General features: G+C 70.7%; 13 protein-coding genes. 8 read left to right on the top strand and 5 right to left on the bottom strand.

Going from position 1 to position 13246, the window contains the following annotated elements; all coding sequences use genetic code 11:
- Window positions 1-156: 156 nt before the first annotated feature.
- Window positions 157-1191 (top strand): LacI family DNA-binding transcriptional regulator, encoded by a 1035-nt coding sequence (locus ABD329_RS22115; RefSeq protein ID WP_309142938.1) that lies wholly within the window; start codon window positions 157-159, stop codon window positions 1189-1191.
- On the opposite strand, the gene ABD329_RS22110 is transcribed toward ABD329_RS22115, so the two are convergent.
- Together ABD329_RS22110 and ABD329_RS22105 are read right to left on the bottom strand one after the other, a co-directional pair.
- The gene (locus ABD329_RS22110) at window positions 1162-2268 is read right to left on the bottom strand and encodes an NAD(P)-binding domain-containing protein (protein WP_344316786.1); all 1107 of its coding nucleotides are present in this window, start codon (window positions 2266-2268) and stop codon (window positions 1162-1164) included. The genes ABD329_RS22115 and ABD329_RS22110 overlap by 30 nt on opposite strands.
- Before the next feature lie 7 nt (window positions 2269-2275).
- Entirely contained in the window at window positions 2276-2587 is a 312-nt protein-coding gene (locus ABD329_RS22105; protein ID WP_198282213.1) for a hypothetical protein, read from the bottom strand.
- Between the two features lie 256 nt (window positions 2588-2843).
- Between ABD329_RS22105 and ABD329_RS22100 the strand changes: the two genes are divergently transcribed.
- The 3 genes from ABD329_RS22100 to ABD329_RS22090 all read left to right on the top strand — a co-directional run bounded on the left by ABD329_RS22100 (window position 2844) and on the right by ABD329_RS22090 (window position 4819).
- Entirely contained in the window at window positions 2844-3674 is an 831-nt protein-coding gene (locus ABD329_RS22100) for a helix-turn-helix domain-containing protein (protein ID WP_214665810.1), read from the top strand.
- 1 nt (window position 3675) lies between these two features.
- Window positions 3676-3888 carry a DUF397 domain-containing protein gene (locus ABD329_RS22095; protein ID WP_198282215.1) on the top strand — a complete coding sequence of 71 codons (213 nt, stop codon included), beginning with the start codon at window positions 3676-3678 and terminating at the stop codon, window positions 3886-3888.
- A 310-nt stretch (window positions 3889-4198) separates the two neighbouring features.
- Window positions 4199-4819: a class I SAM-dependent methyltransferase gene (locus ABD329_RS22090; protein WP_198282246.1), complete on the top strand. Its 621-nt coding sequence runs from the start codon at window positions 4199-4201 to the stop codon at window positions 4817-4819.
- Window positions 4820-4838: 19 nt separating this feature from the next.
- Here ABD329_RS22090 and ABD329_RS22085 read toward each other — a convergent pair whose 3' ends face one another.
- Together ABD329_RS22085 and ABD329_RS22080 are read right to left on the bottom strand one after the other, a co-directional pair.
- The gene (locus ABD329_RS22085; protein ID WP_198282245.1) at window positions 4839-5963 is read right to left on the bottom strand and encodes an alpha/beta fold hydrolase; all 1125 of its coding nucleotides are present in this window, start codon (window positions 5961-5963) and stop codon (window positions 4839-4841) included.
- A 228-nt stretch (window positions 5964-6191) separates the two neighbouring features.
- Window positions 6192-7979: a LamG-like jellyroll fold domain-containing protein gene (locus tag ABD329_RS22080; protein WP_198277396.1), complete on the bottom strand. Its 1788-nt coding sequence runs from the start codon at window positions 7977-7979 to the stop codon at window positions 6192-6194.
- A 407-nt stretch (window positions 7980-8386) separates the two neighbouring features.
- On the opposite strand from ABD329_RS22080, the gene ABD329_RS22075 reads away from it, so the two are divergent.
- The gene (locus tag ABD329_RS22075) at window positions 8387-9517 is read left to right on the top strand and encodes a 50S ribosomal protein L11 methyltransferase (RefSeq protein WP_198277395.1); all 1131 of its coding nucleotides are present in this window, start codon (window positions 8387-8389) and stop codon (window positions 9515-9517) included.
- 13 nt (window positions 9518-9530) lie between these two features.
- Here the strand turns inward: ABD329_RS22075 and ABD329_RS22070 are convergent, their stop codons facing one another.
- Entirely contained in the window at window positions 9531-9824 is a 294-nt protein-coding gene (locus ABD329_RS22070; protein ID WP_198277394.1) for an alpha/beta fold hydrolase, read from the bottom strand.
- Between the two features lie 389 nt (window positions 9825-10213).
- On the opposite strand from ABD329_RS22070, the gene mhpD reads away from it, so the two are divergent.
- From mhpD to dmpG, 3 genes are read left to right on the top strand one after another with little or no spacing between them, the layout of a single operon-like run.
- Entirely contained in the window at window positions 10214-11047 is an 834-nt protein-coding gene (gene mhpD, locus ABD329_RS22065; protein ID WP_198277393.1) for a 2-keto-4-pentenoate hydratase, read from the top strand.
- On the top strand, window positions 11044-12009 hold the full coding sequence (locus tag ABD329_RS22060; protein WP_198277392.1) for an acetaldehyde dehydrogenase (acetylating): 966 nt from the start codon (window positions 11044-11046) through the stop codon (window positions 12007-12009). Before mhpD ends, ABD329_RS22060 begins: the two co-directional genes overlap by 4 nt.
- Complete coding sequence (gene dmpG / locus ABD329_RS22055) at window positions 12006-13088, top strand: 4-hydroxy-2-oxovalerate aldolase (protein ID WP_198277391.1); 1083 nt, start codon at window positions 12006-12008, stop codon at window positions 13086-13088. Before ABD329_RS22060 ends, dmpG begins: the two co-directional genes overlap by 4 nt.
- Window positions 13089-13246 lie beyond the last annotated feature (158 nt).

Raw genomic sequence — 13246 nt, 5'->3', positions numbered from 1 at the left:
TGCGGAGAGCCTTTGTCTTTTTGTCAGTACAACTAGTACGTACAAGTGCCACGTACTATGAGGGTGGCGTGTGACGCATGTCAAGACATGAAGCGCGGGGAGGCAGGGATGGGGGATCCAGGGAGCACCGGCCCCTCGGCCGGGCGGGGAACCCCGGTGGGGCGTCCCAAGCGCCCCACCATGTCCGATATCGCCGCCCGCGTCGGTGTCTCGCAGGCCCTGGTGTCGCTGGTGTTCCGCAACCAGCCCGGTGCGAGTCCCGATACCCGCCGACGCGTGTTCCAGGCGGCCGAGGAACTGGGCTATCGCCCCGACACCGCCGCCCAGCTTCTGCGCCGCACGCGCAGTCGGCAGTTGGGCGTGCTGTTCACCATGCGTCAGCCGCACGACGTGGGCGTCGTCGAGGCCCTGTACCCCGCCGCCCGGAAGCACGGCTACACCCTCGTGCTGAACGCCATGGTCGACACCCGCGACGAGCGCCAGGCGATGGACGAACTGCTCGGCCTGCGCTGTGAAGCCATCATCACCATCGGCACGACGTTCGAGCGGCACCACCTGGCCACGGACGTCGGCCGCCCCTCCGTGGTGGAGATCAACCCGCTGATCCGAGCCGCCGGTACGGACGTCGTCCGGACCGCCGAGCGGAACGGGATGCGCCAAGCCGTCGACCACCTCGTCGCACAAGGACACCGCGCCATCGCGCACATCGACGGCGGCGCCATGCCCGGCGCCGAGGAGAGGCGGCGCGGATACCGCGCCGCCATGCGCCACCACGGACTGGCCGGCCACATCCGGATCCACCCCGGCGACTACACCGAGGAATCCGGCGCCCGCGCGGCCCGGGACCTGCTCGCGCGGCCCGAGTTGCCCACGGCCGTCATCGCCGGGAACGACCGCTGTGCGCACGGTCTCCTCGGCACGTTCCTGCGCGCGGGCGTCCATGTGCCCGATGACGTGTCCATCGTGGGCTACGACGACAGCCGGCTCGCCCAACTGTCCTTCATCGACCTCACCTCCGTGCGCCAGGACGCCGCCGAGGCGGCCGAAGTCGCCGTCCGGGCAGCCGCCGAACGACTCGACGAGGGCCGCACCGCCGACCGGGACATCGTCCTCGACCCCACCCTCGTGGTCCGGGGCAGCACCGGCCCGGCCCGCACCCGGTCAACGCCCGACGGCGACCTTCTCCGCTGACCGCCGGGTGTCGTCGGTGGCACCCAGCAGCTCCTGGATCTCGTGTACGGCCGCCCGGCCCGCCCGGTTGGCACCGACGGTACTGGCCGACGGCCCGTAGCCGACCAGGTGCACCCGTGGATCCCGGACCGCCCGGGTCCCCTCGACCGCGATCCCGCCGCCCCGCTCACGCAGCCGCAGCGGGGCCAGATGGTCGATCGCGGCGCGGAAACCGGTGGCCCAGAGAATCGTGTCCGCCTCGACATGGCGCCCATCGGCCCAGGCCACCCCGTCCGGGGTGATCCGCTCGAACATCGGCAGCCGGTCGAGTATCCCCTTCTCCCGGGCCCGCGCCATCGCCTCCGTCATGGGCAGCCCGGTCACGGACACCACGCTCTGCGGCGGCAGTCCCCGCCGCACCCGCTCCTCGACCAGCGCCACCGCCGCCCGCCCCTGCACCTCGCCGAACGGCCCCTCGCGGAACACCGGCGGGCGCCGGGTCACCCAGGTGGTCTCCGCCGCCACCTCCGCGATCTCCAGCAGATGCTGCACCCCGGAGGCGCCGCCCCCGACGACGATCACCCGCCGCCCCGCGAACGCCTCGGGCCCCGGGTACTGGGCGGTGTGCAGCTGCCGCCCCCGGAAGGTCTCCTGCCCGGGGTAGCGCGGCCAGAACGGCCGGTCCCAGGTCCCGGTCGCGTTGATCAGCGCCCGCGCGGACCAGGTCCCGGCCGAGGTCTCGACCAGCAGCCGGCCGTCGTCCCCGTCCCGTACGGCGTCGACGTGCACCGGGCGGACGACCCGCAGATCGAAGGCGCGCTCGTAGCGTGCGAAGTAGGCCGGGATCACCTCGGACGAGGGCCGCTCGGGATCCGCGTCGTCGCTGGTCAACCGCATGCCTGGCAGGTCGTACATCCCGTGCACCTTGCCGTACGTCAGCGACGGCCACCGGAACTGCCACGCCCCGCCGGGCGCGGGCGCGTGGTCCAGCACCACAAAGCCGGTACCGGGCTCATACCCGGCCCGCCTCAGGTGATGGGCCCCGGACAACCCCGCCTGCCCGGCACCGATGACCACGACGTCCACGCTGTTGTTCATGCTTCTACTAACCCTGCTCCGTCGCGGTCTCTTCCCCGTCCTCCAGCCGCCGCCCCCGGCTCTCGGCCACCCGCAGCGCGTCATGCAGCGCCTCGGCGAGCCGATGCCCCACGAAGCGGAGCTCGCGGGCGCTGGCCCGGTGGTCCCGGAGCAGTGGTCGCGCATGCCCGAGAAGCTCGGCGCCGGTCCGTAGCTGTACGGCTTCCATCTCGTCGGCCAGCCGGGAGAGGTAGCCGGTGCCGGTGTCGTCGGTGACGAGGAAGCAGGGCTGCCCGTTCAGTCCGGGCCAGGGCAGCAGACGGGGGCGTGATGAAGGCATGAGGGGCTCCATGGCGTTCCGAGGTTCGGCTACCGCGAGTGATGAGGCGGTGGCGGAAACAGCTTCATGGCCGAAAGAGTTGCTGTGCAAGAGCGATTGAATTTCTCGCTTGAGGTGGCATATGTGACCGAGTGGGCTGTTGTCAGAACAAAGCGGGTTTCCGGTGCCAGACTCGGAACTCGCACCACGGCATGGCAGGCTCAGCCCACCGGGAGGCATACTCGTGGCAGCACCAACGGGACCCACGGTCCGTCGCATGCAACTCGGCTGGGAGCTCAAGCGGTTGAGGGACAAGGCCGGATTCACCCTCGCGGAGGCGGTGGACGGGTTGACGTTCTCCCCTTCGAAGCTCCATCGCGTGGAGAACGGTCTGACCGGTCTCAAGACCGCTGCGGAGCTGCGAACTCTGCTGGACCGCTACGGAGTCGAGGAAGAGGACGACGTGGATTTCCTGGTCGAGATCCACCGGGACTCGCTCAACCGGGGCTGGTGGTCGCTCTATCGCAGCGTGCTGCCGTCCGGCATGGGGATGTACATCGGGCTGGAGAGCGGTGCTCGGAGCATCCGGGCTTGGCAACCGAATGTGGTCCTCGGGTTGTTGCAGACCGAGCGATACGCCCGCGAGTTGTTTCAGGCGGCGAAGTCCATCGAGGAGACGACGACTGAGTTCGTCGAGCGACACATCCAGATCCGTATGGAACGTAAGAGGGCCTTGGCCCGTAGGGAGGGCCCGCTTGAGCTGTGGGCCATCCAGGACGAAGCCGCGCTGCGCCGGGTGGTCGGGAACCCGGACGTGATGCGCGAGCAGTACGAGGAGATCATCAGGGTCGCTCAACTCGACAACGTGACCGTTCAGATCCTCCCGATGTCCACGCCCACGTACCGTCCGGGTTCCAACTTCACCCTCCTGGAGTTCGGGTCCCCGTTGCCGACGGTTGTGCAGTCTGACGTCGCCGATGGGTCCGATATCAGTGACAAAGACACCACGATCTGGTCCTTCTCTCGCAGGTTCGAGGGCTTGCGCGCAGCGGCTCTCGCCCCTGGTGAGACACCAGCATTCCTGCAACGACTAGCACGAGAGGTCTGACATGACCCACCGCATAGCGTCCGACACCGCGCCGGAAAGCGCATGGTTCAAGTCCTCCTACAGTGAGGCGAACGGCACCGCGTGCGTGGAGATCGCGCACCTGCCCCTCACCTCCCAGGTCGGCATCCGTGACTCCAAGGACAAGAACGGTCCCGCCCTGGTCGTCCCGGCCGGGGCCTGGGCGGAGTTCGTCGCCGCAGTGCGCGAGGTCTGACGGCGCTGGGGACGGGCGACCAGGCGCGGGCATCGTCTCGCGCCTTCGGCGCATGTGAGCAGCGGCGGCGGGGGGCGGGGGCACGGCGCCGTCGCCGTCCGCCGGGCCGGTGGGGCAGCCTCTCCTGGGTACGGGGTACCCCCTCGGAAAATGCTTGATCTGACGCAACTAATGTGTCAAACGCTTTCCAGGGGTACCCCCCACCGCAGTCCGGACCCATGCTCAAAGGCGCCGAAGGCGCGAACGGCGCCGCACCGACGCACGAAAACCGTTCGCTGAGCGCACCCGCCCCCAACTACCGTGCTGCGCTGTGGACATTGACGATCCCAAGGACGTGGTCAGGCGCGGTTACGACGCGCTCTCCCGCCACTACGAGCAGTCCTACGCCACCGAGACCAAGTACCAGCCCTGGCTCGGCGCCCTCCAGCAGCGCATCCCGCCCTCCGCCACCGTGCTGGACCTGGGGTGCGGCTCCGGCCTGCCGGTCGCCCGGGTGCTCAGCGCCGCAGGACACCGGGTGACCGGTGTCGACATCAGCGGGGAGCAGATCCGCCGGGCGCGGGAGCTCGTGCCGGAGGCCGAGTTCCGCCAAGCGGATGCCACGGCGGTGGAGTTCCCGGCCGCCTCCTTCGACGCCGTGGTCTCCCTCTACGCCCTGATCCACATCCCGCTGGCCGAACAACCTCCCCTCCTCGCCAGGATCGCCACCTGGCTCCGGCCCGGCGGCTGGCTCCTGGCCACCACCGGGCACACCGCCTGGACCGGCGCCGATGACAACTGGCTCGGCGGTGGCGCCACGATGTGGTGGAGCCACGCCGACGCCGCCACCTACCGGGACTGGCTCACCCGGGCCGGGTTGACCGTCGAGGAGGAGGGGTTCGTCCCCGAGGGCGACAGCGGCCACGCCCTGTTCTGGGCGCGGCGGCCGTGACGTGCCTCGGGACCTCGTCTCAGCCGATGGGTCCGTCCTTACCGGCCTTCCGCCAGGCGCAGCTGCCGAGCGTGGCCCGGCCCTTCTCGACCAGCGGGTCGGCGATCCGGGCCGGTGGCATCGTGCTGTGGCCCCGGTAGCAGATGACCGTGCGGTCCGTGTGTCCGGCGAGGTCGACGAGGATCTGGTCCCAGTGGCGGTACTGCACGTCATGGCCCGTGTCGGCATAGCTGCGCACGGCCGGATTGCCGGGCAGGTGCTGCTTCCAGGTGTCGATCGTGCTGGGCGGCACGGTCGTGTCCTTCTTCCCGCTGTAGATGGTGACGGGGGCCGTCAGCTTTGACAGATCGGGGCCGGGCCGCTGGCAGTAGAGCTTCTGCTCATGCACCTGAGCCGCGGGGTCGGCCTTCTGGCCGCGTTGGTTGTAGGTGCGGGCGCCGTCCTCGAAGGCGGTGTCGGCGAAGCCGGAAATGCGCTTGGTGGGGCTGTCGTCCGGGAGCGCCCACCAGACCCGGGGGTCGGCGATCTGCTTCTCCAGGGACTTGCCCAGCTCCTCGTCGGACATCGAGCAGTACGGAGGCTGGGCGCCGTACGGCGGCAGGGCGGCGGCCAGGTGCAGTGACGACACGCGGTCCGGGGCCAGGGACGCCAGCTCGGCGGCGTACGGGCCGCCACCCGAGATGGCGATCACACTGACCTTGCGCACCCCGATGCGGTCCAGCACCTGGAGGGCGTCCCTGGCGAAGTCGGCCTTCCCCAGGCTCTTGTCGAACTCGGTGTCCCCGAATCCGTTGCGCTCGACCGATATCAGCCGCAGCCCGAGGGACTCCGGGGTGGAGCGCAGGAAGTCCGTCATATGGGCCACCCGCGCGCTGGTGCCGGTGCCGCCGATGTAGAGCACCGGCTTGCCGTCCCGGGGGCCGTCATCGATGTAGTGGGCGGTGCGCCCCGAGTCCAGTTTCAGCGCCCGTACTTCGGGACCGAGCGAGTCGAAGTCGTCCTGGATGTGGACCCGGTGGACATCGGTGGCCTGCGGCTGACGTGGCGCGGTGGCCGTGGCGGTGGAGCTCACGGCTCCGGAGCCGGTGAGCAGGACGGTGGCGACGGCGGTGGCGGCGATCCCGGTGACGAGCGCTCTGGGCACGTGTTCTCCTGGCCGTAGGGGAGGGCGGCGTTGATCGGTTCGAACGAACGCCCCCTACCCCCTCCGACCCGGAAGACACCACGGGTCACCCGCGGACCACCCGGCTCCGCCGCGGGTGGCAGGAGCTTCACCCCTGTGGCCCGGGGTCTGGGGTGGAGCCCCAGTTGTGGGACGGGGCGGGGAGGGGAAAGCAGCCCGCCGCAGGCGCCAAGACCGGCCAGCCACCCCCTAAGCGGGGGCGATCATGAAGTCCTTTGGCCGCAAGGCCCGCTGGACGATACGCGTGTCGCCGATCCAGCCATAGAAGCCCTGCCCGAACGAGCCGTCGACGTACACCACGGTGTGGTGGCCGTCGTTGACGACCGCGACATGGGTCCACCGGCCCACCGGCAGGGCGTGGCTCCACGAGGTGGGATCGGCGTCCTGCACCTGGGGGTAGACCACGAACTGGAGGAAGCGTTCGGGGGTCACATTGAGGCTGCACGTCGGCTCGTCGGGCGACCAGCCGGTGGTCTTGCCCGCGTCGCCGTTGCGCCCCTCCCGGCTGAGGATGCCCATCCAGGCGTGGTCGCCCTCGAAGGGGTCCGGGAGCTTGAGATACGTCTCGATGGTGTAACCGCCGGTGAACTTCTCGGAGTTCAGCGGCGCCGTGGCCGAGGTGGTCAGGACCGCGCCGCGGTCGGGGGCCTTGCCGCCGTCGAAGCGCAGGCTGGCGTGGGCCGGCTGGTCGCCGTGGTGCTCACCGGACCAGGTCAGGATCTCGGGCGCGCTGTCGTGCAGCCGCGTCACCCGGAGGTCGTTGCCGTGGCCGGACAGATCGCGGATCACCGTGTCCGTACCGACGGGCGTGCCCGCGCCCGTCGCACGGGGAGCGGTTCCCGAGGCGTCGAAGCGCCAGTACGCGAGGGTGCCGCGCGGCATCACCGCGGACGCCGGGCGCGGCTTGCGCGGCACGACCGGCGCGAAGCCGGAGAAGCGGCGCTCGAAGTCGATGCTCAGGCTGAACCGGTCGGCGGGCCCGGTCAGTTCGATGGTCTCCGCCTCCAGCGGTGTGCGCTTCTGCGGATCGCGGCTGAGGAACCAGGGCGCGAAGGTCTCCACGTCGATCGCGTCGCGGACGAGGTCGAAGGCGTAGCGGCGGATCATCCCGGCGCCGCCGTAGTACCGGTCCTGGTAGTTGGTGATGTGGATGTGGACGTCATGACCCGCGTCGTTGGTCAGGACGGTGCGCCCGGGAGGCCAGTAGTGCCCGCCCAGCGCGAGGAAGATCTGGTCGTTGCCGCGGATGAGGCCGTCCCACAGTCGGCGGCCGTTGTCCGAGAGCTGTGCGGTGCCGTCGTCGTCGGCCCAGGCCAGATCGTGGGTGGTGAGGATCGCGGGCAGGGTGGGGTGCGCGCCGAGCACCTTCCGCGCCCAGCCAAGACCGGAGGCGGAGACCCGCCAGTCGAGCGCCAGGACCAGCCACTCCCGGCCGCCCGCGCGCAGCACGTGGTAGCTGTTGTAACCGTCGGCCGAGGCGCCGCCGAAGGTGGGCATGGACGAGAACCGCCGCGGGCCGAAGGCGTCGAGATACGCGCTGTCGCCGCGCTGGTCGTCGGTCCCGGAGTCGATGTCGTGGTTGCCGGCGAGCACGCTGTAGGGGACCTTGCCGTGGATGGTCCCGAACACCGTCGCGGCCAGCGAGATCTCCTCCCGCGAGCCGTGCTCCGTGACATCGCCCAGGTGCGCCATGAACGCGATGTTGGCGTCCTCGCGCTGGGACACCAGGTACCGGAAGGTCGCCCGGAGCGGTTCCGGGTCGGAGCTGTCGGCGTCGAAGAGGTACTGCGTGTCCGGCAGGATCGCGAGGCTGAACCGAGGTGACGCGGAGTCGTAGGGGTGGCCGTCCGGCTTCGGGGTGGCGGCGTGACCGGGTGTCGTCCCCGACGCGACGGCCACCGTGCCCGCGGCCGGTATCACGGCGGTGGCCCGCAACAGTGTCCGTCTGCCCAGGTGGTTGCGCTCCACCGCGTCCATTCGCTCTCCCCGCGCATCCGTTGAGGGCGGAACGTGTGAGAAGCCTGTCGCGCAAATAATCAGGGATAACCGGCCCGGCTATTGGTGACGGCTATTTTCGGACGGCCCGGCGCCGGATCCGGCGGCTCGTCCGCGAAATTAAGCCGAATTCACTTACCGAAGCAACCCCCGGGTTTTCGCGAACATGTCAATTGCCCGCACGTATACCGTTCCATGGGTCTGTAGGGCGGCATCCGGGGGGCGTGACGTGATCGTTTGTTCGGGTCGCGCTCGGCGCTTTTACATCGCTTTAACCATGCTATGTTCGGACTTTATTCGTTCATGGTGCATACCATTCCTAGGGAATTCCGGGTTTCCCGGCCTGGCATGCTGGCCTTGAAAATCCCCCCACAGGGAAAGGTTGAAGAATGCAGGATTCCTTTATCGGGGAGTTAGCCGCGCCGGGGCGCAAGGTGCCGGTGCGGGCGTGCGATCCGGAGTCGAACCCGGTGTGGCTGTTCGCCTCGATCGGTGAGTACCCGGTGTACGACGACGTCGCGTACGAAGTGATGATCAAGGACGAGCGCCGGATGAACCGGTATGTCGAGGCCGTCCGGCGCTACGCCCCCGGGCGGACGGTGCTGGACATCGGCACGGGGAAGGACGCGGTGTGGGCGCTGGCCGCCGCCCGTGCCGGGGCGCGGCATGTGTGGGCGGTGGAGGTCATCCCCGAGTCGGCGCGGATCGCGCGGGAGACCATCGGGGAGGCGGGCTTCGCCGATCGGATCACGGTGGTCGAGGGGCTGTCCACCGAGGTCGAGCTGCCCGAGCCCGTCGAGATGTGTGTCTCGGAGATCATCGGTACGCTCGGCGGCTCCGAGGGCGCGGGCTCGGTGTTGCGGGACGCGCGGAAGCGGCTGGTGAAGCCCGGCGGGGTGTTCATCCCGCACCGCAGTGTCACCACCGCCGTCGCGCTGGATCTGGGCAGCGCGGGTCGCGGTGAGCCGCTCGGCTTTCCGCCGTTCGTCTTCCGCTATGTGGAGGAGGTGTTCGCCTCGGTGGGCCGCCCCTTCGATCTGCGGGTGGTCCTGGAGGGGTTGCAGGACAACCCGGCGGTGCGGGAGCGGTCGTATCTGTCGGGCCCGGTCGAGGTGGAGCCGCTGGAGTTCAACGGCGATCTGGACCCGGAGGGCGTCGACGGCGCCGAGCTGACGTTCACCCGGCCGGGCGACTTCTCCGGGCTCGCGCTGGGCATGCGACTGTGGGTGGCCGAGGACGATGAGCCCATCGACTCGCTGGTGCAGCCGAGCAGTTGGACCCCGGTCTACGCCCCGCTGTCGGAGGAGGGCCTGCCGGTGCGGCCGGGCGACCGGTTCGAGTTCGACTTCACCACCACGCTGAGCGACGACGGCGTACACCCCGACTACGCGCTCTCCGGCGAGCTGCACCGGGCCGGTCGCCCGGCGGTGCCACTGAGCTGGCGCTCGACCCACCACGGGGACGGCTTCCGCGCGACGCCCTTCTACCGTTCGCTGTTCCCCGGGCCCGCAGGGCCCTGACGCCGCGCCACGCTCAGCCGCCCGCCGGATCGGCGGAGGCGGCGGCCTGCCGTACCCCGGCGGAGGCGGCGGCCTCCCGCACGAGCCGGGCGAACTCCTCCGGCCGCTGTTCGGGGAACGGCACACCGGCCCCGGGCACGATGTGCCCCTTCGCCGACAGCGCCCGCACCATCGGCTCGAAGCTGGGCATCGACGGGTCGTCGTCCTGTCCACAGATGACCGTGGCCGGGGCGGCGATCCGTGGCAGCCGCTCGTCCATCGCGAACAGCCGGATGGCGATATGGCCGTCCGCCACCCGGTCCAGCACCCGCAGGGCGTGGGGCGCGCTTCTCCGGGGTGATGAACGGGGTCGCGGAGAGCGTCGGGCTCCGCACCCGCGAGCCCAGGCGGGCCGCCACCTCCACCGCGATCACTGCGCCGGTGTGGTGTCCGACCAGGTGGAACGGAACTCCTTGGGTACCGTCAAGAGGCGTTCGCCCGGGACGGGGTCCTCACTCGAAGCGTTCCGTCAGGCGGTACGGATCGCTGGACGGATGCGGGTGCGCGAGGTCATTGTCACCTCGCCCGGCACGTCGCCATGCGCCCCGTTCCGTGTGACGGAACGAAAGTTGGCTCGTGATGGGCGGCGCGTCTATACCGGAGGCCACATCGGGAGCGCCGGGCCCCGGCCCCATGTTCTTCTCCAGGAGGTAGCCCGTGCCGAATGTTCCCGACCACGTCCCGACGGACTCCCTCCCCGGGGCCGTGGTCAAGGCCGCCGACGCACTCGCGAGCGCCGCCCGCGACGGGATCGCCTGCGCGCCGGTGCGCACGCTCCTGGACGACGGCGACATCGAGGCCGCCTACGCGGTGCAGCGGCTCAACCTGCGACGCGAACAGGCCGCCGGCCGCCGGATCGTCGGCCGGAAGATCGGCCTGACGTCTCCGGCCGTACAGCGCCAACTCGGCGTGGACCAACCGGACTTCGGCGCGCTGTTCGCGGACGCCGCCGTCCCGGAGGGCGGCGAGGTGCCCGTCGGGCGGCTGCTCCAGCCCAAGGTGGAGGCCGAGGTGGCGCTCGTGCTCGGCAGCGATCTGCCACACCGCCACTGCACCGTCGTGGACCTGCTGCGCGCCACCGACTTCGCGCTGCCCGCGCTGGAGATCGTCGACAGCCGGGTGCGGGACTGGGACATCTCCATCGTGGACACCGTCGCCGACAACGCCTCCTGCGGGCTGTACGTGCTCGGCGCCTCCCCGGTGCCGCTGTCCGGGCTCGACCTGCGCTCCGTACAGATGACCATGACACGCGACGGCGAGATGGCCTCCCACGGGACCGGCGCCGACTGCCTCGGCGGCCCCCTCAACGCGGCCGTCTGGCTGGCCTCGGCCCTCGCCGAGCGGGGCGACCCGCTGCGCGCGGGCGACCTCGTCCTGACCGGGGCCCTGGGGCCGATGGTCCCGGCCGCCCCGGGCGATGCGTTCCACGCCCGTATCTCGAACCTGGGCGCCGTAGGAGTCGGGTTCGCCGCGGAAGGAGACCACCGGTGAGCAGCGAGACCAACACCCGCACCAAAGTGGCGATCATCGGCTCCGGCAACATCGGCACCGACCTCCTGATCAAGGTACTGCGGCTCTCCGACACCCTGGAGATCACCGCGATGGCCGGGATCGATCCCGCCTCCGACGGTCTGGCCCGCGCCCGCCGCCTGAAGGTGGCCACCACCCACGGGGGCGTGGCCGGGCTGGTGGCGATGGACGAGTTCGCCGACGTGGACATCGTCTTCGACGCCACCTCCGCCGGTGCCCACAAGCGCCACGAGGAGGTGCTGCGCCCCCTCGGCCGCACCCTCGTCGACCTCACCCCGGCCGCCATCGGCCCCTATGTGGTGCCGCCGGTCAACGGCGACGCCCACCTCGGCGCGCCCAACGTCAACATGGTCACCTGCGGCGGCCAGGCCACGATCCCGATCGTGGCCGCCGTCGGCGCGGTCACCCCCGTCCACTACGGGGAGATCGTCGCCTCCATCTCCTCCCGCTCCGCGGGCCCCGGCACCCGCGCGAACATCGACGAGTTCACCGAGACCACCGCCGCCGCCATCGAGCGCGTCGGCGGCGCCGCCCGCGGCAAGGCCATCATCGTCCTCAACCCCGCCGAACCGCCCCTGATCATGCGCGACACCGTGCACTGCCTGGTCTCGGGCTGCGCCACCGAGGAGGTCACCGGCTCCGTGGAGGAGATGGTCGGCCGCGTGCAGGCGTATGTGCCCGGCTACCGCCTCAAGCAGAAGGTGCAGTTCGACCAGGTGGGGCCGGACGACCCGGTGCGCTCCCTGCTGCCCGCCGGGGCCGCGCACACCGACGCGGTGCGGGTCTCGGTCTTCCTCGAGGTCGAGGGGGCCGCCCACTACCTCCCGGCCTACGCCGGAAACCTCGACATCATGACCTCGGCCGCGCTGCGCACCGCGGAGCGCCTGGCCGCACATCGCTCCGGCGAGGAGGCCGCACGATGACCACGACCGACGCCGGCGCGACCGCCGGCACCCCGCCCGTGCCGCCCGCCCTGTACATCCAGGACGTGACCCTGCGGGACGGCATGCACGCCATCCGCCACCGCTACACCGTCGAGCAGGCCCGTACCATCGCCGCCGCGCTGGACGCCGCCGGAGTGGCCGCCATCGAGATCGCCCACGGCGACGGCCTGTCCGGCTCCAGCATCACCTACGGAATCGGCGCCCACACCGACTGGGACTGGATCGAGGCCGTCGTCGGGGCCACCGGCACGGCGATCCCCACCACCCTGCTGCTGCCGGGTATCGGCACGTTGCACGACCTCAAGCAGGCGCACGCCCTCGGCATCCGCTCCGTGCGCGTCGCCACCCACTGCACCGAGGCCGACATCTCCGCCCAGCACATCTCCGCCGCCCGCGAGATGGGCATGGACGTGGCCGGGTTCCTGATGATGTCGCACATGGCGGAACCGACTGAACTCGCCCGCCAGGCACGGCTGATGGAGTCCTACGGCGCCCACTGTGTGTATGTCACCGACTCCGGCGGCCGGCTCACCATGGACGGTGTCCGCGACCGTTTCCACGCCTACCGCGATGTGCTCGATCCGGACACCGAGCTCGGCATCCACGCCCACCACAACCTCGCACTCGGCGTGGCCAACACCGTGGTGGCCGTGGAGAACGGCGTCACCCGCGTCGACGCCTCGCTCGCGGGGCAGGGCGCGGGGGCGGGCAACTGTCCGCTGGAGGCGTTCATCGCGGTCGCGGACCTGATGGGCTGGAAGCACGGCTGCGATCTGTTCCCCCTGATGGACGCCGCCGACGACCTCGTACGGCCCCTCCAGGACCGCGAGGTCCGGGTCGACCGCGAGACCCTCACCCTCGGCTACGCGGGGGTGTACTCCAGCTTCCTGCGCCACGCCGAGGCCGCCGCGGTCCGCCATGGCCTGGACACCCGCGCGATCCTGGTCGAGGTGGGCCGCCGCGCGATGGTCGGCGGCCAGGAAGACATGATCACGGACATCGCGCTCGACCTGGCCGCCCGCCCGGACAGCACCTCCTGCCCGGACAACACGTCCTGATCGCCCGCCGATCGGTGGGACGGCCCGGATCTGCGACGAGGAGGACATCGACGTCCTGACGATCCGGCGGCTCGCCGCGGACCTCGGCGTGGGCGCGATGACGCGCTACGGCTACTTCCTGGCAGGCGGTCCGACCGGGACGTGGTGCGGATCTACGG

It is taken from the genome of Streptomyces javensis, assembly GCF_039525925.1.
Classification (GTDB): domain Bacteria; phylum Actinomycetota; class Actinomycetes; order Streptomycetales; family Streptomycetaceae; genus Streptomyces; species Streptomyces asiaticus.
This window is presented reverse-complemented; position numbering and strand designations above follow the sequence as displayed.